The sequence below is a fragment of the Daejeonella sp. genome (assembly GCF_036405355.1).
Taxonomy (GTDB): domain Bacteria; phylum Bacteroidota; class Bacteroidia; order Sphingobacteriales; family Sphingobacteriaceae; genus Daejeonella.
On sequence record NZ_DASWXT010000069.1, the window covers coordinates 14642 to 38888 of the forward strand.

Sequence of the window (24247 nt, forward strand, 5' to 3'; positions counted from 1 at the left end):
CACAATTAAATTTATTAAATCAACGCATTAAATTTCCTGCCGGATCCACTCTGACATTAAATGGCTGAAGATAGCGGTCAGCAAGAATCCCGAATTCTTTTCTGCTGATATTCCGTTTCAGATCAAATTTACTATTGAATTTGAAACTCACTTTCCAGCCTTCTTCTATTTCTTTTTTCAATTCCTCTCCCCGTGTAGCTGTGAACATAAACAGGCTGATTGCATCTCCGATTGTTAATGTATCTGCCTTATTATCAGCAAACCAGATCTGGCTTCTTGTATAAAATTCTTTCATCGGTGCCTTTAATTCTGCAGCAGTAACAGTACCCGCAGTATCAAATTTAATCGTATTAACATTCCCTTCTTTTACCATGATCGATTTCATCAATCCGCTGAGGCCTAATTGCTGGAAGGCCTTAAAATTAGGGTCTTTCTGGTCAATATCAGAATAAGGTATCAGTACTGCATCAAATGCGAGTAATTCGCCTTGTACTACCCTGATATTGATGGTTTTAGTAGTAGTTTTAAAAAATGCACAATAAGCCGCAATAGTTCCTGCAGCCTGACCCAGCTCCATTCTCTTTGGTTTAACTTGTCCGATCTGCTTAGGGATGACAATAAAATTTTCAAAACCTGCCGGAATTAAGGCCGACGGAGGGATTGAAGCAATTGAGCGTTCACTATTAGCCAGTTCCAGATATCCTGTTGCCATTCCGCTTCTGATTAACCTACTATCGAATGGATTTTCACTTTTTACCGGTATGGACACTGCTTTTTTCAAGTCTATTCTGAGTAAAGACGCTAAAGAGAGCTTATCAGTTGCATCCACAATCACATCTGTCTTAATCTTTTGCCCACCCTTAAGCCTCACTTCCCAGCCTTTCCCATCTTTTTTTATCTCATCTATAACATTATTGTGATTAAGACTTAGGTTTTTTACAGTGTCCGCAATATTTTTTATCAGATCAGTGGCTTTATCAAGATTGATTTTTGTGGCTATTATCGAATCAGTCGCTTTGCTTTTTTTCCGCTCTTTCAAGAAGTAATGGTTTCTGATATTCCATAAGTATTGAAGATCTTCTTCTGCGAAAACCGGATTTACAGATAATGATTGAGTCAGATAAGTTGTTTTGGCACCTGAACGCGCAGATTGTATAGCTGCAGAAGCACCTGCAGGCGTATTTCCAACCACCAGTACTCCTGTTTTTATAGTTTGTGCCTGCAAACAAAGACCAAACAGGCTTAGGATTAAGAATAAAGAAATATGTTTGATCATAATTATAAATATCAAAGGGCTTAATTTACTGTTTCTTTCATTAAATTTATTCAGATCGATAAATCAGCAAACATGAAACTTCATTTACGTAGAAATAGTATCATTACAATTCTTTGCATCCTAAGTTTTACACTGGGAGGTTTTATCACCCAAAAACTTGAGGAAGAAAAAATCACTGTAGCCCTGATTAAACAGGCGCAGAAAATTATAGGATTAGACTTCACTGATGCAGAGGCGGATACCATGCTTCAGGATCTGGAAAGAAGGCGAAAAAGTTATGCGGCTCTTCGAAACCTAAACATTTCTAATTCCATTGCACCTGCTCTAAACTTTAATCCCCTTCCAGCAGGGTATCGTTTCCCTGATCAGGCCAATTATTTTAAAGTTTCTGCCCAACAAAATATTACGCTTCCTGCTGACAGGGAGAAACTTGCATTTTTTACTATCACTCAGCTTGCCGGATTGATACAAAGCAAACAGATCAGCTCGGTTGAACTGACCCGCTTTTTTATCGAACGGGTCAAGAAATATGATCCGGTCTTGCTTTATGCTGTAAGTATAACTGAAGAGCGCGCGATGAAGCAGGCCAGAAAGGCCGATGCAGAGATCGCTGCCGGTAAATACAGGGGAATGCTGCATGGAATACCATTTGGAGTCAAAGATCTTCTGGCTACTAAAGATTACAAAACTACCTGGGGATCAGTAGCTTATAAGGATCAGAAAATGGACATGGACGCAACGGTTGTTACACGTCTTGAGAATGCAGGAGCAGTTTTAATTGCTAAGATGACCCTTGGTGAATTAGCGATGGGTGATGTTTGGTTTGGCGGAAAGACAAAAAATCCATGGGATATAAAGCGCGGATCAAGCGGTTCTTCTGCAGGTTCTGCTTCTGCAGTTTCTGCAGGATGTCTGCCATTTGCCATCGGGTCTGAAACATTGGGTTCTATCGTTTCACCATCCACAGAATGTGGTACCACAGGACTTCGCCCTAGTTTTGGCCGTGTGAGCAAACACGGAGCCATGGCTTTAAGCTGGAGCATGGATAAATTAGGTCCGATCACCCGGAGTGTTGAAGATTGCGCGATTGTATTTAATGCGATTCAGGGAGTGGATGGAAAGGATCTTAGTGCAATCCCCGCACCTTTTAATTATACCAGTCCTGCAGGAACCAGCCTTAAAGGCACACGAATCGGCTATATCAGGTCTGAATTCAAGCTTAAGTATTCAAATGCATCAAATGATAGTTTAACACTTATTAAGTTGAAGGAATTAGGTGCAGAACTGATTCCCTTCGAGCTTCCTGCATTGCCTTACAATGATATGCTCATTGTTTTATCAGCTGAATCTGGTGCCGCATTTCAGGAACTCAGCCTTTCAAACCGCGATGACCTGCTGGTGAGACAGGATAAAAATGCCTGGCCAAGTGGATTTCGTTCTGCGCATTTTATACCTGCTGTAGAATATATTCAGGCAAACCGGGCAAGAGCTTTGCTGATTGAGCAGTTGAACCAGAAAATGAAGGATATTGACCTGTTTGTTGCACCTGCTTTTGGGATGAATTTACGTGCCAGTAATTTAAGTGGTCATCCCTGTGTAGTTTTGCCAAATGGGTTTAGAAATGGTCTTCCGGGTAGTATTACCTTTACCGGACAGCTTTTTGGTGAAGGGAAATTGTTAAAAGTTGCACAGGCTTATCAAAAAGCTACGGTCTTTCATCAAAACCATCCTCCATTAAATTTTTAGAAATTCCTGAATCTCTGTCAGAACAAGCCCGTATGCAAAAAAGTATCACCGAAATTTTTGAACTTCAAAAGGTTCATAGCATTCTTCTCCGCAGTACAGGTGCAGCAGAGCGTAAGGATAAGCTGAGGAAGCTCAGGTCTCTGATTCAGGAAAATGAGGAGCTTATATTTGAAGCACTTCAAAAGGATCTTCGAAAATCTGAGTTTGAAGCGGCCCTGACCGAAGTATATTTTGTTTACGCTGAGATAGATTTTGCAATAAAAAATCTGTCCAAATGGATCAGTCCCCGCAGGGTATCAGCGGGCTTGAGCAGTTTTTTTACAAAAAACAGAATATTTTATGAGCCTAAGGGTGTGTCTTTGATTATTTCCCCCTGGAATTACCCATTTCAATTGCTGATTGCCCCACTTGTTTCTGCGATTGCAGCAGGAAACTGTGCTATGCTCAAACCTTCTGAATTAAGTCCCGCAACTACTTCAGTTCTGTTAAAATTGATTAACGATAATTTTGATTCAAGGGAAATTGCTTGTTTTGAAGGCAGTATTGAGGTATCACAAGCTTTACTGGAACTGCCTTTCGATCATATTTTCTTTACAGGAAGTCCAAAGATTGGTAAGGTAATTATGGCCGCCGCAGCCAAACACCTGAGTTCTGTTACACTTGAACTTGGAGGTAAGTCGCCTGCAATCATTACTGAGGATGCCGATCTTCAAAAGGCAGCAGAAAAAATTGTATGGGGTAAGTTTATGAATTCAGGGCAGACCTGTATTGCGCCTGATTATGTTTTGATTCACTCAAGTAAGGAGCAGGAGTTTCTCCGCTTGGCTGCATTAAAGATTGAACAATTGTTCTATAACAATAAAATGCTGGATAAAAGCAGCTATGGTAAGATCATTAGTGCAAGTCATTATCAGCGATTGAAAACTCTTCGCGATAAAGCTGTAGAAGATGGGGCGATGATCATAAAGGGAGGTAATGATAGCGATGAAGATCAATCGATTGAACCAGTTTTGTTAAGTAAGGTTTCTGTATCCTCTGCCATAATGCAAGAAGAAATATTCGGGCCCCTGCTTCCTGTTATAACTTATGAATCGGTAAACAAGGCCATAGATTTTGTCAACCAGATGCCAAAACCGCTTGCACTGTATATTTTTTCGGATTCAGATGATGTAATCAGAAATACAATAAGGCAGACCTCATCCGGGGGTACCTGTGTGAACGATGTGGTAATACATATTTCAAACCCTAACCTTCCTTTTGGTGGGATTGGAAACAGCGGTTCAGGCAGTTGTCATGGATTCTTCGGATTCAAAGCTTTTTCGCATGAGCGTGCAGTGATGTTTCAATCTAAAATAGATTTCAGTAAAATTGCATATCCTCCATATCCTGAGAAGAAAAATCTATTAAAATGGCTTAAAAAGATTATGTGATGATTGATGTACTGCACTTGTTCCCTGTACTTAATTCCTCCCTCATTGAGGTATTGAACGGACTTGACCGAAGACAATGGAATAATGATACTTTATGCAAGCAATGGAAAGTAAAGGATATCGCCGCTCATTTACTTGATGGTGCTCTAAGGCGTTTATCTATTGGCAGGGATGCTTACCAAACCGAACCTCCTGAAATTAAGTCCTATCAGGATCTTATAAACTATCTGAATGCTCTGAATGCCGACTGGGTGAATGCCTACAAAAGAGTTAGTCCCGAAATCATTTTGGAACAATTGAAGCTGGCTCAAGTACAGATGCTTCAATATCTTGAAAGTCTTGATCCTGATGCAAAGGCTATTTTTCCGGTTTCATGGGCGGGTGAAGATGTTTCAACTAACCGATTTGACATCGCCCGTGAGTACACCGAAAGATGGCATCATCAGCAGCAAATCAGGCAGGCAGTAGGGGCAAAATCTATCATGAACAGGGAATTGTACAATCCCTTTCTTCAGATATGTATGCAGGCTTTGCCCTACCATTACAGGAGCTTTGAATTACCCGAAGGTACCTTGATCAGGGTGGAGGTAGTAGGTGAGGCAGGAGGAGTATGGTCTATAGTTCGCAAAGGACCTAAATGGGAATTCAGCAATGAACCCGGTGAAATTGCATCCCAAATATATATTGATCAGAATATTGCCTGGATGCTGTTCTCAAAAGGAATGGAAATTAATCAGGCTAAACAGTATTGGCAGGTGATTGGTGTTCAGGAATTAGGTATGCATGCTCTGGCCATGCCTGCATTTATGGTTTAAAGTCATTGCCGTCAGGTGATACTGAGTAATATTCAGTATATCTCGATTTAGGCTTTTCAAATTGACATTTTAGCTGATTTCAAAATTAGATATCCCAATAACTTTGCCTCCCTCCATTGCCGGGGGGCGAATTCCTTTTGAAGGCCAAAAGGAACAAAAGCCTTCTTCAATCCCTAGGTGCCTCTGGTCACAAGGCCCCTTCACATTCATAAAACAATTCTCGCTGGTCTTGCGGGTTGTGCAATATGAATGTATTCCAGATATGATCCGCAATCCCTATGCTCGGTATTGCATTTTGAATGGAAGGAAAACTGTTTTATGAATTTGCTGGCACTGGGGATTGAACCGTACTTAGGTTCATCCAATTTGATATGAACGGTATTTGGGATAGTGCGTTGGCTTATAACCGTTCATAAATTATAGGTACTGCCGATTGCAGGGATCGGCATTCCGGGATTTGGCAGGAAAGGCGCACTTTTCCCCTGCATTGACAATCATAGATCACTGCCCTTAAGCAATCCGGAGAAGTGTTGCAGATTCATTCATCACTTAGACTGCCAAAAACACGGCTTGGATTGCACCGATAGGGAAAAAGTGTGGATTTACAACAAATACCGGGAAGCCGCGGCTCTTTTGCTTACTTTTCCAGCTGCAGGGAAAAGTAAGTGCCCTTCCGCCGCAAAGGCGGACTAATTTGATTATTAATCATAAATTTTATTTTTACAGGATTTTATTGTTTAAATATCAAACAATTATTATGAGCACTGATTTAGAAAAGCTAAGGTTTCCAATAGGGAAATTTAAAATTGAGCCCGTTCAGGAGCAGGACTATCCAATATTGATTGATGAGATAGAGGCATTGCCAGGAAAGCTCAGGGATGCGGTGGCAGGTTTGACCGATGAACAGTTAGACACTCCTTACAGAGAAGGAGGCTGGACATTAAGGCAGGTAGTTCACCATCTGCCTGATAGTCATTTAAATGCCTATATGCGGTTTAAGCTTGCAATAACAGAAGATACTCCAGTTATAAAACCCTATGAGGAGGGTCTGTGGGCCGAATGTAAAGAAGCTAAGTATGGACCTGTGAATGATTCTCTTGATTTGCTCGATAGTTTGCACCGAAGGTGGGTGGCGTTTTTGAGGACCCTGAAGCCTGAAGACTTTCTCAGGAAATATTATCATCCTGCCCAGGAAAAGAATTATGTTTTAAGCTCTGTTTTGAGTATGTATGTATGGCATGGAAAGCACCATCTTGCCCATATTACTGAGACAAGGAAAGCAAATGGCTGGAAATAAAAAGCCCTCATCAGTCGCGACTGATGAGGGCTTTTTATTTTTTGTTTTAATTATTGTGCACTTGTTTTAGCTTCTTGTTTCATAGTCTCGTTAGCAACAATCACAATCTCTACTCGACGATTTTGAGCTTTACCTTCAACAGTTGAATTATCAGCAATTGGCTCACTTTCGCCTCTTCCTTCTGTTGTTAAACGGTTAGAACTGATACCCTGACTTAAGGCATAAGCTTTAACAGATTCAGCACGACGTTCTGACAAACGTCTGTTATATTCATCTGAACCACTTGAATCAGTATGTCCAACAACAAGGATTGTTGTTTCCGGATTGTTTTTCAACGAGGTTGCAAGATTTTCGATGTTTGTACGTGCTGCTGTTTTAAGTGCATACTGATTGACATCAAACAAAATACCTGAATCAAATTTCACAATGATACCTTCACCCTCACGAATAACCTCTGCATTAGGAACAGTGTTTTTGATCTCTTCTGCCTGACGGTCCATCTTACGGCCAATTATTGCACCTGCAGTACCACCAATTGCGCCACCCAGAATTGCACCAACTGCAGTATTACCTGCTTTTTTACCAATAATTGCACCAAGTGTACCACCAGCCGCTGCACCAATTACGGCGCCTTTTTGTGTTTTGGTAGCGGTAGCACAACTTTGAAATAACATTGCAGAAGCGGCAATTGCTAATCCAAGTGTTGCTATTTTAATCTTTGTATTTTTCATGATTACTTTTTTTAGTTTCTTTCAAGATATATTCAAAGCAAGTGCCAAAAATGGATTTAGTTTTTAAGCTGTACTTTTACATTAAATATAAATGAAAAAAAAGAAAGTAATAAATTTATTGGGATGTGGCTGGCTGGGCTATCCTTTAGCTCTGGACTTAATTTCACGAGGATTTATCGTAAAAGGGAGCACAACAAGTCCGGAAAAAATACCGGTGTTAAAAGCATCAGGGATTGACCCAATTTTAGTACAATTTGATCAATCTCATCCTGAACCTGATCTGACGGAACTTTTAGATGGGGATATTCTGATCGTTTCTGTCCCTCCAGGAAGAAGGAATGTTGAGGGTCCTGACAATTATAAAAGAATGGGTGAGATCCTTAGCTCGCAAATACCCGGAAGCAGCATCTCCAAACTAATCTTTATCAGTTCGACATCTGTTTATTCTGACAGTAATAGTGTATTGACAGAAAGTTCTGAAATCTCGCCTCAAACTACATCAGGAAAAATAATTGCAGAAATTGAAAAAAGCCTGCTGGCACTTCCAATACAAGTAATAATATTAAGGCTGGCCGGATTATTTGGCCCCGGGAGATCTCCCGGAAGATTTTTCTCTGGAAAAACTAATATCCCCAATGGATTTGCACCGGTTAATATGATTCATCAGGAAGAAGCCATTTCCCTGATTAATAGTCTGATAGATTCAAATACCTCTAAAGGGATTTACATCGGATCTACTCCATCTCATCCCACAAAAGAAGAATTTTATACTCTTGCAACCAGACTTGACAAGTTGACAGAACCAGAATTTATTGCTGAGAAGCTAAACTGGAAAATTGTAGAGAGTGAACGGGTAGAAAAGGAATTGGGTTTTTCATATAGATTCCCAAACCTACTTGACAGACTTATTCAATCCTGAGAGTTTCTTGAATATATGAGATTTGAAATGGACTATAAGAAGTATTGCAGAAAGTCCGGAGTATTAAAAACAGCCTTTCCCGATTTTTTATACATCTTTCATATTCTTTGCTTAAATTTATGCTTTAACCAATTAAAAAGGAGTGCAGGAGATTTGATTTCCCCTCCACATTTCCCGTTTTCGAATTATATGAAGAAGTTTTTTTCTTTTCTTGGTCTTGTTTTATTTGTTATTACCTATTCTGAGGCAGCTCAGCCTGATTCTTCTGTAATTAAACGAGTAAATGAATTGTCAGGCATCGTGCAAAAGAAATACGCTCCCGATAGGAGAGTAGAATTTTATCAACTAAAGCAACAAACTTCGACACCATTAACGTACAAACTGGAGGTTAGCAGACAGGAAGCTGCATCTGAACTAAAGGCTTTACTGAGTTCCGAAAATCTGGCTGTTCAGATCAATGAGGAGGTTCTTCCTTCCGGAGATCTTGGGGAAAAGGTTTACGGCATTGCAAATTTATCAGTTATCAATACAAGATATGGTCCTGATCATGCTGCTGAAATGGCCACTCAGGCTGGTTTGGGAACTCCACTAAAAGTTTTAAAGAAGGAAAGAGGGCACTATTTTGTGCGCACACCCGACAATTATCTTTCCTGGACGGAGTCTGCCGGTGTAAGCCTGATGACTAAAGCTGAATTTGAAAATTGGCAAACAGCAGAGAAAGTTATTTATACTGATTTATACGGACAGGCCTATTCAGAGGCATCTGAAGCATCTCTGCCAGTTTCTGACCTTGTGGCAGGTAATATCATGCAGTTAATTTCTGAATCGAACGGGTTTTATAAAATTTCGTTTCCGGATAAAAGGATCGCTTATGTTTCCGTAAAAAGGGCCCGGTCATTTGATCAGTGGAAGAATCTTCCTGATCCCGGTGCCGAGCAGATTCTGAGAACTGCGAGGAATTTTTTAGGCATTCCTTACCTATGGGGCGGTACTTCAGTAAAGGGTATGGATTGCAGCGGTTTCACAAAAACAAGTTATTTTCTGAATGGCATAATACTTCCAAGGGATGCCTCACAACAGGCATTGGTTGGTGAGAAATTAGATATCCATGAAGGTGACTCTGTGAATATTGCGAAATCCTTGAAAGTACTGAAGGCGGGTGATCTGTTATTTTTCGCTGCCAATAAGATAACAAAACGTGTAACGCATACGGCTATTTATATTGGCAATGGTGAATTTATTCAGGCTGCCGGATTGGTGCGGATAAACAGCATGATTAAGGGCGCAAAAAATTACGATGATTTTCAATCAAGAACGATGGTTGGTGCCCGCCGGATGCTTACAGCAATCGGTGACCCCGAAGTTACACGTGTAAATAAACATCCTTATTATCAGAGGATAATTAACCAATAATTATAAACTAATCAATAAAAGCATATGAATATTTTCGTTGGAGGACTTCCTTTTAAAGTAGATGAAAGAGAGCTGAGAGAAATTTTTGAAAAATACGGTGAGCTTACTTCCGTAAAACTGATCATTGACAAACAAAGCGGACGGAGCAAAGGCTTTGGTTTTGTAGAGATGGCAGATGATGAAGCAGGTCAGCAGGCTATTGATGCCCTTGATGGAACCGAATTATACGGTCGTACCATAGGTGTAAGGGTTTCTGAAGATAAAAAGCCTGATAAGAGGTATTGATGTAAAAAATGGCTTGATATTATTTTTGTGGAACGGAAGTTGTTATTGTTAAGGCAGGTTTGCATTTTTAATGCTAACAATTGTCTGATGTTACTGTTTATGAGCCCAGGGTCATATTTCAGGTAACATTTGAATAACAATTGCCAATATTTCAAATTCAAACCGGGTAATTTATTATTTTTGATTAGCAGGCTTGAGATTTCAAAATGATCAGGGTCTGTTTGATTGACAAACAATTATAAAAAAACTGTTTAACCATTATGAAAAAATTAATCATTCTTTGCAGCGTTGTATTTTTATTTGCAGCCGTAACAGCATTTAATGTTGTCGAAAAAGCTGAATTTAAATTCGAAAAAGAAACACATGATTTTGGCAAAATCCCTCAGGGTAAGCCGGTAAGTGTTGAATTCAAATTTACAAATACAGGTGATGAGCCTTTAATTATAAGTAACATTGAAAGTGTTTGTGGTTGTACCGTACCTAAATACACCAATACTCCGGTGTTGAAAGGTCAGACTGGAACAATTACTGTTACTTATAATGCAGCGGCACTTGCTCCATTCAGTAAAGGCCTGACTATCAGGTCGAATGCCAAGACTCCAATAAAAGTGATTTACATTAAAGGTGAAGTTGTTGCTGCTTCAGCAGAGTAATTTCAATTTATAAAAAAAAGACCTGTGAATAGATTTTCGCAGGTCTTTTTTTGTGACCTTAGATTCCTCTGACGTTCATTTTCAAGGTATAAACCGCTTTACTGGCAGTAATGAACAAAATATCTCTGTTTTTACCTCCAAAACAAACATTTGCGGTTGATGCAGGAATTGCAATATGCTCAATCTTTTTACCTTCAGGATTGAAAACAGTTACACCACCCCTGCCGGTAAGATAAAGATTTCCCCGATTGTCAAGAGTCATTCCGTCTGATCCCATATCGGTAAACAGGCGCCGGTTATATAATTTCCCTTTCTTACCGATATCATATTTATAGGTTTTTTTATCACCTATATCAGCAACAAACAGATTTTTTCCATCTGCTGATCCTATTATTCCATTAGGTCTTACAAAATTGCTGTCAACAACAAATGCTGCTTTCGATCCTTTAGGAAAGTAGTAAACACTTTGATTACTCAGATCAGGTTTTTTTCTTTCCCAATATGGTCGCTGGTAATAAGGGTCAGTAAAAAATATTCCACCTTTGGCATCAATCCAGAGATCATTCGGGCCATTAAATTTTTTACCTTCAAAATTATCAAGTAATACTTTTACTTTTTTATCTGGACTGATCTGCCAGATTTCATTTTTTTCATCAGCTGCGGTGATCAGATTTCCCTTTTTATCGAAATACATTCCGTCGGAGTATCCTGTTTTATCCATAAAAAGGCTTAACTCGCCTTCTGTACTGTATTTCCAGATCTTTCCCTCAACAATATCAGTGAAGAAAACATCCCCGTTTTTATTCACTGCTGGTCCCTCAGTAAATTTGAACTGATCTGAGATCAACACAGGTTTTGCATTTTCAGCAATGATACCTGACTTCTCATCTTGAGGCTTTTTAAAATTTGAAGCGCTTAAATTCCAGCTTGAAAGCGGAATGAGCATGGTTAGGATTAAAAATCTCATATTGCTTATAATTTATGGTTTACAATGAAGGTGTTTTGCCTCCATCTACGGGTAAATTGATGCCATTAATATAGGATGCAGCCGGGCTGGCTAAAAATGCAATGGCTGCTGCCACTTCATGCGAATCAGCTATCCTGCCGGCGGGTATGGTACTGATCATATTCTTCATTACCGCTTCTTTACTTTTGTTTTCACGTTCTGCAATTGTTGAGATGAGGGATTCCAGTCTGCCTGTCATAGTGAAGCCAGGTAAAATATTATTTACCGTTATACCAAATGGTCCGAGTTCCAACGCCAGTGTTTTAGCCCAGCTTGCTACTGCTCCCCGAATAGTATTGGATACTCCCAATCCCTTCAAGGGTGTTTTAACTGAGGTTGAAATTATATTGATGATACGTCCGAAATTATTCTTCTGCATCCCTGGCGAAACAGCCTGTACCAGAATCTGATTACAGATCAGATGCATATTAAAGGCATTTATAAATTCATCTGTCCGGGCATCGATGGCCTGCCCTCCGGCCGGACCACCGGTATTATTGATTAATATATCTATTTGATCATTAAGTACATAATCATCGATGATGAGTTTCAATTGAGCCTGGTCAGTGAAATCAGCAACTAAATAATGGTGCTTTTGATTATGATTTGTTGATAAACCTTGAAGCACTTCCTTAAGTTTATCCTCATTTCGGGCCAGGAGTGTGATATCAGCACCCAGGAAGGCAAGCTCAGTAGCAGTGGATCTGCCAATTCCCTGGGTGCTGCCGCAGACCAGTGCTCTTTTTCCGGTCAAATCTAAATTCATATAAGTTAATTAACGTTTTAAACATGCTTAGGATAAAACTGAAAAATACTGCTCCAGTTCCTGCAGGGTATTTGAATTGGTGGCAATATCTTTGATAATTTTCCCTTTTTCCATTAATAAAATGCGTTCACAAACATCTGTAACATGATTGAGATCGTGACTGGAAATGATGGTTGTAATGTGCTTCTCCCTGCTGATATCTTTAACCATATTCTTTAAACGGATCTGAGTACTTGGGTCGATATTTGCAAAAGGTTCGTCGAGCATCAGTATTTGAGGGTTCTGAATCATACAGGCAGCAACCCCAACTTTGGTCTGATTCCCTTTAGAAAGGTCGCGAATATATTTGCCCTTCTTTAAGATCTCGCCATTAAAAAATTCTGAAAAAGCGGGGAGTTCGGAGTCAACCTGCACTTTACTTTTATTATGTAAGCCACCTATAAAATGAAAATATTCTTCAGGTGTAAGGTAGTCAATCAAGAAACCTTCATCAAGATAAGAGGCAGTGTAATCTTTCCAGGCTTCACTTTCGGCGACATTTTTTTCATCTGAGAGCACTTCTCCTGAATCTGGCCTGATCAGATCCAGCATCATACGGAAGAGGGTGGTTTTACCTGCACCATTATTTCCTACCAGCCCGATTGTTTCTCCTCTTTTAATAACTAGTTCAGGAATATTGACAACCGTTACTCCATTATATTTCTTTTTTAAATTATTGATCCTGATCATATTATTTATTTCTAAAACCCTCTGCAATTAAATATCTTTTTTCCTGAAATCTTTTTACCAGTTTGTTTAGCCAGAACTCCCTGCTGATCATGAATATCAGGCCTATTACCGCAATAAGAGCCAGGCCTGCTTCCGGATAACCCAATAGATTAAGCGGGTAATAAATTACAAAAGGAGCCAGTAAAAGTGGGATACTAAGTATCCATTGAGATGCTCCAACACCCTCCCAGTTAAATGTGGCTCCCTTGCTCAGGTCGATTCTGCGGTAGTTTTGGTTAGCAAAGTAAAGCACCAGTAATGTATTTACTCCCAGATTCCATATGTACATAATGAAATGCACGATCAGAACCTTCCATCCAAAGTATACATAAGGAATAGTCAATAAAAAACAGATGGATGAGAAGAAAGTAAACAACAGGAATTTTGATCTGAAAAAATCCATAGCACTGACTTTACTTACCAAAATCCCATCGAAATGCGCGCTTTGCCAGCTGAACATAAACTGCCCATAATTGATTATGAAGATACCGGTCATAAACATCCCGCAAAATACTATACCAGAATATCCTGAAAAGGAAGGGTTAGTATAAAATATCAGTCCGTAAAACATAAACATCAGACTCATTGTGATAACCGAGCGGGGACGTTTGTTTCTAAGAATCAGTTTTAATTCATTGGCTACCAGGTCGCCTGCTTTTCCAAAACGGTTCAGATAAGGTATTTCAGTACTTGATTTATGTGATGTATCTGTTGTATGAAGCTCCTCCAGGTAAAGGTTTGACTTGAGGTAGCGGTAATTAATTATATAAACTACCAGAGCGAGCAACAGAAAGATGAGACAATAAGGGGGATTTTTGAGTATAAAATTGAACAATCCGGCAGATGATGCTGAGATCGAAAAAAGTTTAAAGTAAAAATCAAGCGAGACAAATAATATCAATGTACCGAAGAAGATTAGCATCCAGATAGCATTCAGATTCACCTTTCTTTTGATCCAGAGACTAAAAAAGTGATTTGAAAGCGTGAGTCCGATTATGGATATAAGTAAACTCCAGAATTGAGCAAGCCCAAGTTCAGGTAAAACTACTTTAATGAGCAATGGCAATGACAATAAAATCGGGGTGAGGTTAAAGGTAGTCCAGAGAGAAGTTAACGAAAGATAATTTATGAGTTGATTCTTCTTAATTCTGAGATGCAAATAAGGCCTTACACTCAGGGTGGGTAATTCCTGCATTTGAAAACGAAGGAGCAGATCCATTAAAAAATAGTACAGAATATAGCTATTGAATGAATAAAGGATATCCTGACCTGGATTGGTCTTCTTTAGTATCCGGTCGAGGAAAAAGGCAACAACAAGTACATTCAGCAGGAGATACAAAATAAGCATAGCCATCACCACTCTCATGATGACGCTTTTTCCTGTGTTTTTTGACCGCCAGAACGCTTTTGACTGATGAATCAGAAAGGTTAAAGTCATATTTGAAATTAAATAAAATAATACAAACCTAATATTTATACTTTTCCTTCCAGAGAGATCTTAGGCGCTCCCGAAGTTTTTCTTCAGCCGCATTTTTACCCGGATCATATAACAGCGTACCGCTGAGACTTTCAGGAAGGTATTCCTGGGCAGAAAAGTTGTCCTTGTAGGCATGTGAATATTCGTATTCTTTGCCATAACCTATATTTTTCATGAGTTTGGTCGGCGCATTTCTTAAATGCAATGGCACCGACTGGTCGCCGGTCCTCGCCACCAAGTCCTGGGCTTTACTAATTGCCTCATAGCTGGCATTACTTTTTGGTGAAGAGGCCAGATAAGTAACGGTTTGTGAGAGAATGATCCTTGACTCCGGCCAGCCGATTACATTAACAGCCTGAAAACAATTATTGGCAAGCAACAAAGCATTTGGATTCGCATTTCCAATATCTTCAGATGCCAGTATGAGCAAACGACGGGCAATAAATGAAGGATCTTCACCCCCGGCGATCATACGTGCCAGCCAATAGACAGCTGCATTGGGATCGCTTCCGCGGATGGATTTTATGAAAGCGGAGATAATATCGTAATGCTGTTCTCCGGCTTTATCATAAATAGCCATGTTTTGCTGAACATGTTTTAGTACCAGTTCATTAGTGATAGTCACATCCTGCTGATTCACAGCATTAACTACGAGTTCCAGTACATTCAGTAGCTTTCGTGCATCGCCACCAGAAAGGCGGAGCAGGGCTTCATGTTCTTTAATGCTGATCTTTCTGCTTTTTAGATAGCTGTCTTCTTTGATGGCCTTATTCAATAATTCTACCAGATCCTCTTCCAGAAGGTTTTGAAGAATATATACCTGGCTTCTGGATAAAAGTGCAGAAATGACCTCAAATGAAGGGTTTTCAGTCGTCGCACCAATTAAAGTAACAAGGCCCCGTTCCACTGCACCGAGCAATGAATCCTGCTGGGACTTTGAAAAACGGTGAATCTCGTCAATGAAAAGTATTGGCAGATTTTCATTTTCATCCTTTAAACGGGAAGCCTGTTCAATCACTTCCCGAATATCTTTAACCCCCGAATTTATTGCACTCAGGCTAAAAAATGGACGATTTAACTGTTTAGAAATAATTAAAGCCAGAGTGGTCTTCCCTACACCAGGTGGCCCCCAAAGAATGAGTGAAGGCAGCATGCCACTTTCAATGGCGAGCCGTAAAATTGCATCCTTGCCAACAAGGTGTCTTTGCCCGACATAGTCATCGAGTGTAGTTGGGCGCATTCTTTCTGCCAAAGGAGGTATTGTTGCCATTAATTCAAAATATTAGTTCAATCTGATCATTTCAAATCGGTTTATAGACCTATCTCTTCGTCCTGAAAGTTCTGAACCAAACCGACTGCATCGGTAACCGAATCACCTATAATCGTAATGAAAGACCCGGGCTTTCTATTCTTTAGAGCAAAATCAAAGGCTTCTTTACTTTTGTTAATGATCTGTATATCAATCTCAGGCTTCACTTCTTTCAGGCCGTCTACCAGCAATGAAATCATTTCTTCTCTGCTTCGGCCCCTAAGGTACTTCTCCTGACAGATGATCACGTCGTCGAACATTTGGGCCGAAATTCGTCCAATTTCCCTAAGATCTTCATCCCGCCTATCACCGGTACCTGAAATAATTCCTGTGCTGCGTTTAATATCCAAAGTGGATAGAAAATCCATGACACCTCTCAACCCGTCAGGATTATGGGCAAAGTCAACCATTATTTTACAATCCTTCAATTCGAAAATATTCATCCGGCCAGGTGTCTGTGCTACGGATGGAATAAATGTTTCAAGAGATAGCCGGATATCTTCAATTTTAAAACCCCACACGAATGTCGCAAGACTAGCTGCAAGTACATTCTGCGTCATGAAACTTACAGTGCCGTTAAAAGTAATGGGCACATGAGTCACCTTCTCTATTCTTATTTTCCAGTCGCCTTTTTTGATCGTTATGAAGCCGTTTTCATAAATTGCAGCAATCCCACCTTTTTGGCAATGATCTTTTATAACCGGATTTTTTTCATCAAGTGAGAAGTAAGCCACATTGCAGCGAACATCTTTCCCTATTTTGACACAATGCTTGTTGTCTGCATTTAAAATAGCCCAGCCATCATTTTTTACTGAGTTCAATACAACCGCTTTAACGCGCGCAAGGTCGTCGAGTGTATGAATATCTGAAATTCCCAGGTGATCTTCCTGAATATTGGTGATAACGGCAATGTCACAATGTCCAAAACCAAGACCCGATCTTAAAATTCCTCCTCTGGCGGTTTCCAGCACAGCAAATTCGACAGTTGGATCTTTCAGTACAAACTCAGCGCTAATCGGGCCTGTAGTATCGCCCTTTAGCAACATGGAATTCTGAATATATACTCCGTCGGAAGTAGTAAAACCAACCCTGTATCCATTATTTTTTACAATATGTGCTATAAGGCGGGTAGTTGTGGTTTTACCATTCGTACCGGTAACAGCAATGATTGGTATGCGAGCTGACTTGCCCGGAGGATAGAGCATATCTATGACCGGGGCGGCAACATTTCTCGGCAGGCCTTCACTTGGAGCAAGGTGCATTCTGAAACCGGGAGCAGCATTCACCTCAAGTACAACCCCTCCGTTTTCAGTGAGGAGTTCGGTTAAATTATTGGCCATAATATCAATTCCGCAAATATCCAGACCAATAACCCGGGCTATTCGTTCGCACATAAATACATTTTGCGGATGTACCAGGTCAGTAACATCAATGGATGTACCACCTGTACTCAGATTTGCGGTAGATTTTAGATATACAATCTCTGATTTTTCCGGGATCGTATCTAAGGTATAACCTTTTTTATCCAGCAGGTCGAGGGTGTCGCGGTCAATGCCGATCTCGGTCAGGACATTTTCATGTCCATAGCCACGGCGCGGATCGGCGTTTTCAATATCGATTAATTTATTTACCGTATTTATACCATCGCCTATAATATGAGCCGGGACGCGCTGAGCAGCCGCCACCATACGATTATCTATCACTAAAACCCTGAAATCATGGCCGGTAATAAACCGTTCAACAATTACCCGGTGTGAGTATTTCTGTGCGTAAGCAAATGCTGCAACAGCTTCTTCTCTGGTTTTTACATTGATAGTTGCCCCTTTTCCATGATTTCCGTTCAAAGGTTTAAACACCAGTGGAAATCCGATTTTATCGAGGGCAATTTCCAGATCTTCATCTGTAGAAATGGTTAAACCCTTGGCAACGGGAATAGCCTGTTCCTGTAAAATACGCTTGGTTTCATCTTTATTTCCGGCGAGGTCAACAGCGATACTGCTGGTTTTATCAGTCATTGTAGCTCTGAACCGAACCTGATTTACACCATATCCCAATTGAACAAGTGAACTTTTGTTAAGACGGATAAAAGGAATCTTTCTGGCAACGGCTTCATCAACGATTGAAGCGGTACTTGGACCAAAACGTTCACGTTCCCGCATTTTTTTCATGGTCATGATATCATTTTCAATATCATAATCTTCGCCGGCAATTAGTTTCTCTGCAATGCTGACGGATAATTCGGCTGCATATACACCTACAGTTTCTTCAATGTAACTGAATACTACATTATAGATTCCCGGAGTTTTCGTTTCACGTGTACGCCCAAAGCCGGTTTCCATCCCTGCCAATGATTGCAGTTCAAGAGCTATATGCTCAATAACATGACCCATCCAGGTGCCTTCATCTACCCGCTCAAAAAATCCTCCTTCATACCCCGGTGAACAACGGTGAGTATATAGACTCGGCATTAGTTTTTCAATTCTTTCCCTGAATCCATCAATTTTATTGGTCGGTCGCTGCTCCAGGTCCTCAAGATCAAGACGCATTTGGATCAATTTTTTACGATTTGTAGACCAAATATTCGGTCCCTTCAAAACCTGTATGCCCAATATTTTCATAGATTATAATTAATTTTTAGTGGTAAGTGTTACCCTTCAGGAAATCCTTCCGGGTGCATTCGCTAAATTTATGCCAAATGCATTTTGATTATCATAAAGGTCTTTTTAGATGTTTATCGATCTGATGAAGTATCTCTATGAAACAGCTTTACAAACTTTTATTATCAGGCAAAAGCCAGTATTAAATCCCGTAATCTGATTGATTAATTGGTTAAAATATGATTGCATTTTTAATTGGGATTTTTATTTGGGTTTAATGCGAGTTAAACCATTAACAAGATATAAAGTTTCGCTAAAATATTAAATTTTAAGCCGATAAATTCATGAGGAATGTTTGATTATTGACATTTCTTTGGCAATAACTTATCCCGTATGTTGAAAAGTTTAGTAAGTAATGTCTAAACTTATAATAAGGGTAATATATATTTGATTTTGAAGTAACAAAACTTTAACATCAACTATGGTTCCAAAGGGCAAACTTCTTATAATTGGCGGTGCGGTTGATCTGGGAAGTTCACTAAATTATAATAAAAACATCAGCCACCCGCATTATGTAAAATTCTTTGAGCTGGGGATTCTAAAGCGGATTATCAGGGAATCAGCTAAAGCTGAAAATTCTGTTATAGAAGTTATTACTACAGCATCGAAAATACCCGAAATAGTTGGCGAGGAGTACATTAATTCATTCAAACAGCTTCAGGTTAATAATGTAAATGTAATGGATATCCGATCCAGAGCTGATGCGATGACCCCTGAATATCTGGAACGCATTGCAAAAGCAGATGTAGTGATGTTTACCGGAGGATATCAGCTGCGTTTGAGCTCCATATTTGGAGGTACCCCTTTTCTGCAATTGTTGAAAAAGCGTTACCATGAAGATAATTTTCTGATCGCCGGCACATCTGCCGGTGCAGCAGCTGCATCTACAAATATGATCTATCGAGGCAGCAGCAGTGAGGCTTTGATCAAGGGAGAAGTCCAGATTACCGCCGGTTTAGGCTTTATCGACTCCGTAATCGTAGATACTCATTTTGTACAACGCGGCCGGATAGGCCGATTATTTTATGCTGTAGCCAGTAATCCGGGGATGCTGGGTATAGGACTCGGGGAGGATGCCGGCTTACTAATCACTGATGGAAATTGTTTGGAAGCTATTGGCTCAGGCCTTACAATTTTGGTTGATGGTCGTTTTATCAGTGAAACGAGTATTTATGAAGTAGAGATAGGTTCGCCGGTTTCGATTGGAGGCCTGAAGGTACATGTGATGTCTATATTTGATAAATATGATCTTGAAAAGCATGAATTAACCATTCAAAAAACAATAAAAGTGGAAGAAGGAGTATTTTTGAAGGTTAAAAACGAGGATAATTAATGAGGCATAAATTAATTATTCACGGTGGGTTTTTTAGCGAATCCCGTACAAATTCTGAAATTAAACTTGCCAAACAACAAGCCCTTTCTGATATAGTAAAGAAGTCGTACGCTTATTTAAACTCCCATTCCGCATTGGAGACCTCAGTTTTTGCGGTTTCACTTCTCGAAGATTGTGAGCTTTTTAATGCTGGTATCGGATCGCAGATCCAGAGTGATGGAAAGATCAGACTTAGTGCCGGTTTAATGGATGGAAGCAGTGGGAAATTTGCAGGAGTTATAAATATTGAGGATGTCAGGAATCCGATATTAATTGCAGAAAAGTTAATGTCGGTTGATGACCGGGTTCTGAGTGGTAGTGGAGCACTTGATTTTGCCAGATCCAATGGCTTCGGATTCTTTACTACAGAAACACAGCAACGCAGAGAAGAATACGAACGAAAATTAAAGGCATCCCATGGTCTTGGAACCGTTGGATGTGTGGCTTTAGATAGCAATGGGAATATTGCAGCTGCCACCTCAACAGGAGGTAAGGGCTTTGAAATCCCCGGTCGGGTCAGTGATTCGGCCACTGCAGCCGGGAATTTTGCCAATCAATATGCAGGCATATCTTGTACTGGTGTTGGCGAAGATATTGTAAGTGCCGGCCTTGCTGTTAAAATAGTAACGCGGGTTAGTGACGGTATGAGTCTTGAAGCCGCTTCGCAAAAATCATTTCAGGAACTTAAACTTAAGGATGGTTTTGCCGGAATAATTGGTATTTCTGCAAATGGAGAACTATACCATTGCGATTCACACCCCTATATGGTATGGGCGGCCTATGATGGCGGTCTATCGGTTTTTTCCTGATCTTTTTATTAGCATGTAATTTTAAAAATCTTTGTACGTTTGAAATTGATAACCAATACGATGTGCCGGGGGATTGATGGTTTTATTCTCTCAAGCCCATAGGCAGACAATTTTACATGAGTCTAAGGTCAGTTCTATTTTCATTTCTCTTATTGATTATTTCTGTTAACAGGGGTATCGCAGGACCTGTTCGATGGGATGACAGGGTTAGTGATTTACCTTATTGGAGTATTATTTCCAAAATTTCGAAGTCTGATTCACTGAATCAGGAACTTGCAAAGCAAGGGTCCTCTTCAGGCATTCGTGCGATAAAGGAATACCTCTATACACTTCAGTTCCGTGAGCAGTTAAAGGCATCTGATAATATCCCTTTTGTGTTTCCGACATCAGCAGGGGTTTATAATGGAAGTCTGAATTCAGATTCCCTGAGTGCATACGATCAGCTTCTTTTTCTTTCCAGAAATCTGGGGGATCGGAATGCGGAAGCAGGGGTATTGAATTCTTATGCGGTGAATCATGCCTTGAATGGAAAGATGGATGATGCGGTTCGTTTATTAAATGAAGCAATAGTTTTGAATCTGGAAATCAAAAATAATGTTGCTGTCAGAAATAATTATTTAACACTGCAGCGAATCAACAGATACAGAGGGAATCTAAGTGAGGCCTTAAAGTACAATGAGGCCATATTAAAGATTGACCTGAATGGAAAAAACAACAGATTCCTTGCAGAAACCTATATGGATCATGCCGAAATCCTTACAAGTCAGAGGAATTTTACTGAAGCTGAAACCCTCGTGCTTAGAAAGGCTTTGCCTTTGTATTATTATGGTTTGAGAGATAAGAGCGGCACAATCCGGTGTTATGATCAGCTTGCAGATACCTATCATCAGCAGAAAAAATTTACACAAGCCAAATGGTTTTACATTCAGTCGAATATGCTGGCCAGAAAGATAAATAATCCTTTAGAAATTGTAAACTCACTTATTAACCTTGCACATGTCAAAATGTCAATAGGTGATTATCAGCTAGCACTAATGGACTATAAGGAAGCTGAGCAGTTGTCGGTTAAAAACAGGTATACCAATAAGTTGATTGAATTAAAGAGCGACCTGGCTGATGTTTATAGTAAACTCGGGAACTCTGGTGCTGCAAGTTCTGCTTTTTCGGAGTTTAAAGTCATGAAAGAGACATTTTTGAGAACAATCCAATAAAGGGAAAGGTGCATTTTATTGGCCGATTCCATTTTTTAGGTATATTATGATCCGATAATATAAAATGCATAAACATGTTACATGGATTAAGCCTCATTTCAGGCTTTTCCGTAATTATATTTAATTTTTGGTACCAAATTAGATACCGTATATTCTGAAATGAAGTTAAAATCAGTTAAAGAGATGTTAAAGAGATTATGTCTGGCCTTATTTATTGTATCAGCTTTAGCTTGTCAGGCCGACCCGAGGATTAGTATAGTTGTTTCAGAAAGTGATCTGAAACCAGAGCTTCAGCAATCAGTTATAGCGAAGTCGCTGGTAGAACTCATGGAAAATTTTCACTATCAGAAAGTAGTAGTTGACGATGCTTTTTCGTCAATTGTTTTTGATGAGTATCTAAAAGCGCTGGATAACGGAAAGAGCTATTTCCTGCAAAGCGATATTGCCGATTTTGAAAAATATCGTTTGACTATGGATGATGATCTGCGTTCCGGCGACCTGAGTGTACCTTTTTACATCTTCAATGTTTATCAGAAGAGATATAATGATCGTGTGGCTTTTGCCTTAAAAGAAATTGATAAAAAGTTCGACTTTACGAGTAATGAAACTTATACCTACGATCGCGAGAAACTTCCATGGCTTAAATCAGAAGCTGAATCTAATAACCTCTGGTCGAAGCGTGTTAAATATGAAATGCTCAACCTGAAGGTTACCGGTACGGATGAATCAAAAATTAAGGAGACTTTAAAAAAGCGATATGAGAATCTGGTTTCTCAATCTACAAAGTTCAATAATCAGGATGTATTCGGGATCTTCATGAACTCCTTTACCGGAACGGTTGATCCGCATACCAATTATTTTGTGCCAAACAGGGCGCAGGAATTCAATGAAGATCTTGCTCGTACTTTTGAAGGTATAGGTGCAAGATTACAGCTTGAAAATGAGGTGGTTAAGATTGCAGAAATTATCCCTGGCGGACCGGCTTTTAAAGCTAAAACATTAGAGGTTAATGATCGTATTGTGGCTGTTGCACAGGGTAAGGATGGCGAATTTGTGGATGTAATTGGCTGGCGCCTGGATGTTACAGTAACGAAAATTAAAGGTCCAAAGGGTACGATTGTACGTTTAAAGGTAATTCCGGCAGGTCAGGAATTATCAGCTACTCCTAAAATAGTTGAACTGGTTCGTGATAAGGTTGTGCTTGAAGATCAGTCGGCAAAGAGAACTATAAAAACTGTGACACAGGATGGTAAAACTTATAAGATCGGTATTATTCAGATTCCTGCATTCTATGCTGATTTTAAAGCCATGCAGGCGAGGGATCCAAATTATAAGAGTACTACGCGAGACGTAAAGCTTCTGCTTGATACATTAAAGCTGGAAAATGTGGACGCTGTAGTGATTGACCTGAGAAGCAATGGAGGGGGATCTCTTCCTGAAGCTATCAGTCTCAGTGGTTTATTTATAAAATCAGGGCCCATTGTACAAGTGCGCGACAGAAGAAATAATATTGAAATTGAGGAAGATGAAGATCCGGGTATTGCCTGGACAGGTCCTTTAGGTGTATTACAGGATCGTTTCAGTGCTTCGGCATCTGAGATCTTTGCTGGTGCTATACAGGATTATGGACGCGGAATTATTATAGGTAACCAGTCGTATGGTAAAGGAACTGTTCAGCAGGGAATCGATATGGGAAGAGTGATTGGCACAGCCGATAAATTAATGCTTAAGGCTGCTCAGACTGCCGGTAATAAATCGGGTGGTGCTACTGTTGGTGCAAATGCACCTGAATTCGGGCAGATCAATTTGACTATGGCTAAGTTCTACAGGGTTAATGGCAGCACAACCCAGCATAAGGGTGTAGTTCCTGATATTGAACTCCCAACAGTTTTCCCTAAAGATAAATACGGCGAGAGTTCTGAGCCGAGGGCACTTCCATGGGATACCATTGCGCCAAGCAAGTATTCATTAGTTGCTAACCTGGACGATGTAAAACGGAAATTACTCAGCATGCATAAGGAACGTATGAAAACCTCGCTGGGCTATCAGAATCTGCAGCAGGATATCGCTGATTTCGCAAAGCGTGAAGCAGAAACTACAGTAACTCTGAACGAAGTACAGCTGAAGAAAGAACGCGATGATCAGGAAGCAAAAGTTTTGTTGAGAGAGAACCAGAGGCGCGCCGCCAAAGGCCTTCCACCATTGAAAAAGGGTGAAGCCAGACCTAAAGATGATGTGGATTTTATTCGCGATGAAGGTCTGCAGATAATGGCAGATTACATTAAGATCAAATAAATAAACCCCGGT

Annotated in this window: 20 protein-coding genes; 12 read left to right on the plus strand and 8 right to left on the minus strand. The window is 40.0% G+C overall.

The features are described 5' to 3' along the window. Window positions 1-19: 19 nt before the first annotated feature. Complete coding sequence (locus VGE44_RS08980) at window positions 20-1276, minus strand: hypothetical protein (protein ID WP_331078134.1); 1257 nt, start codon at window positions 1274-1276, stop codon at window positions 20-22. Window positions 1277-1348: 72 nt separating this feature from the next. On the opposite strand from VGE44_RS08980, the gene VGE44_RS08985 reads away from it, so the two are divergent. The 4 genes from VGE44_RS08985 to VGE44_RS09000 all read left to right on the plus strand — a co-directional run bounded on the left by VGE44_RS08985 (window position 1349) and on the right by VGE44_RS09000 (window position 6564). Next, the gene (locus tag VGE44_RS08985) at window positions 1349-3022 is read left to right on the plus strand and encodes an amidase (protein WP_331078136.1); all 1674 of its coding nucleotides are present in this window, start codon (window positions 1349-1351) and stop codon (window positions 3020-3022) included. A gap of 32 nt (window positions 3023-3054) precedes the next feature. Next, window positions 3055-4452, plus strand: coding sequence for an aldehyde dehydrogenase family protein (locus VGE44_RS08990; RefSeq protein WP_331078139.1), 1398 nt, complete (start codon window positions 3055-3057; stop codon window positions 4450-4452). After that, on the plus strand, window positions 4452-5267 hold the full coding sequence (locus tag VGE44_RS08995) for a maleylpyruvate isomerase N-terminal domain-containing protein (protein WP_331078141.1): 816 nt from the start codon (window positions 4452-4454) through the stop codon (window positions 5265-5267). The genes VGE44_RS08990 and VGE44_RS08995 overlap by 1 nt, the downstream gene beginning before the upstream one ends. Before the next feature lie 757 nt (window positions 5268-6024). Further along, on the plus strand, window positions 6025-6564 hold the full coding sequence (locus tag VGE44_RS09000; protein WP_331078143.1) for a YfiT family bacillithiol transferase: 540 nt from the start codon (window positions 6025-6027) through the stop codon (window positions 6562-6564). Window positions 6565-6614: 50 nt separating this feature from the next. Here the strand turns inward: VGE44_RS09000 and VGE44_RS09005 are convergent, their stop codons facing one another. Next, window positions 6615-7295 carry an OmpA family protein gene (locus VGE44_RS09005; protein ID WP_331078145.1) on the minus strand — a complete coding sequence of 227 codons (681 nt, stop codon included), beginning with the start codon at window positions 7293-7295 and terminating at the stop codon, window positions 6615-6617. 91 nt (window positions 7296-7386) lie between these two features. Between VGE44_RS09005 and VGE44_RS09010 the strand changes: the two genes are divergently transcribed. The 4 genes from VGE44_RS09010 (at window position 7387) to VGE44_RS09025 (ending at window position 10565) form a co-directional block, all read left to right on the plus strand. Further along, window positions 7387-8214: an SDR family NAD(P)-dependent oxidoreductase gene (locus tag VGE44_RS09010; protein WP_331078147.1), complete on the plus strand. Its 828-nt coding sequence runs from the start codon at window positions 7387-7389 to the stop codon at window positions 8212-8214. Window positions 8215-8403: 189 nt separating this feature from the next. Beyond that, on the plus strand, window positions 8404-9627 hold the full coding sequence (locus VGE44_RS09015; RefSeq protein ID WP_331078149.1) for an NlpC/P60 family protein: 1224 nt from the start codon (window positions 8404-8406) through the stop codon (window positions 9625-9627). A 24-nt stretch (window positions 9628-9651) separates the two neighbouring features. After that, a complete protein-coding gene (locus VGE44_RS09020; protein ID WP_305364188.1) occupies window positions 9652-9912 on the plus strand; it encodes an RNA recognition motif domain-containing protein in 261 nt (86 codons plus the stop codon). Window positions 9913-10172: 260 nt separating this feature from the next. Beyond that, window positions 10173-10565: a DUF1573 domain-containing protein gene (locus VGE44_RS09025; protein ID WP_331078153.1), complete on the plus strand. Its 393-nt coding sequence runs from the start codon at window positions 10173-10175 to the stop codon at window positions 10563-10565. Between the two features lie 58 nt (window positions 10566-10623). On the opposite strand, the gene VGE44_RS09030 is transcribed toward VGE44_RS09025, so the two are convergent. The 6 genes from VGE44_RS09030 to cphA are packed head-to-tail and all read right to left on the minus strand — an operon-like array spanning window position 10624 to window position 18509. Then, window positions 10624-11532, minus strand: coding sequence for an SMP-30/gluconolactonase/LRE family protein (locus tag VGE44_RS09030; protein WP_331078155.1), 909 nt, complete (start codon window positions 11530-11532; stop codon window positions 10624-10626). A gap of 19 nt (window positions 11533-11551) precedes the next feature. After that, a complete protein-coding gene (locus VGE44_RS09035) occupies window positions 11552-12337 on the minus strand; it encodes an SDR family oxidoreductase (protein WP_331078157.1) in 786 nt (261 codons plus the stop codon). A 27-nt stretch (window positions 12338-12364) separates the two neighbouring features. Beyond that, window positions 12365-13066 (minus strand): ABC transporter ATP-binding protein, encoded by a 702-nt coding sequence (locus VGE44_RS09040; RefSeq protein WP_331078159.1) that lies wholly within the window; start codon window positions 13064-13066, stop codon window positions 12365-12367. Window position 13067: 1 nt separating this feature from the next. Beyond that, window positions 13068-14543: a DUF5687 family protein gene (locus VGE44_RS09045; RefSeq protein WP_331078161.1), complete on the minus strand. Its 1476-nt coding sequence runs from the start codon at window positions 14541-14543 to the stop codon at window positions 13068-13070. 28 nt (window positions 14544-14571) lie between these two features. Next, window positions 14572-15852 (minus strand): replication-associated recombination protein A, encoded by a 1281-nt coding sequence (locus tag VGE44_RS09050; protein WP_331078163.1) that lies wholly within the window; start codon window positions 15850-15852, stop codon window positions 14572-14574. 41 nt (window positions 15853-15893) lie between these two features. Further along, window positions 15894-18509: a cyanophycin synthetase gene (gene cphA / locus VGE44_RS09055; protein ID WP_331078165.1), complete on the minus strand. Its 2616-nt coding sequence runs from the start codon at window positions 18507-18509 to the stop codon at window positions 15894-15896. A 460-nt stretch (window positions 18510-18969) separates the two neighbouring features. Here cphA and VGE44_RS09060 point away from each other — a divergent pair, with 460 nt between their 5' ends. The 4 genes from VGE44_RS09060 (at window position 18970) to VGE44_RS09075 (ending at window position 24235) form a co-directional block, all read left to right on the plus strand. Then, window positions 18970-19881 (plus strand): cyanophycinase, encoded by a 912-nt coding sequence (locus VGE44_RS09060; protein WP_331078167.1) that lies wholly within the window; start codon window positions 18970-18972, stop codon window positions 19879-19881. Continuing rightward, window positions 19881-20729 (plus strand): isoaspartyl peptidase/L-asparaginase, encoded by an 849-nt coding sequence (locus VGE44_RS09065; protein ID WP_331078170.1) that lies wholly within the window; start codon window positions 19881-19883, stop codon window positions 20727-20729. The genes VGE44_RS09060 and VGE44_RS09065 overlap by 1 nt, the downstream gene beginning before the upstream one ends. A gap of 116 nt (window positions 20730-20845) precedes the next feature. Beyond that, window positions 20846-21940: a tetratricopeptide repeat protein gene (locus VGE44_RS09070; RefSeq protein ID WP_331078172.1), complete on the plus strand. Its 1095-nt coding sequence runs from the start codon at window positions 20846-20848 to the stop codon at window positions 21938-21940. A 159-nt stretch (window positions 21941-22099) separates the two neighbouring features. Beyond that, window positions 22100-24235: a carboxy terminal-processing peptidase gene (locus tag VGE44_RS09075; protein ID WP_331078175.1), complete on the plus strand. Its 2136-nt coding sequence runs from the start codon at window positions 22100-22102 to the stop codon at window positions 24233-24235. Window positions 24236-24247 lie beyond the last annotated feature (12 nt).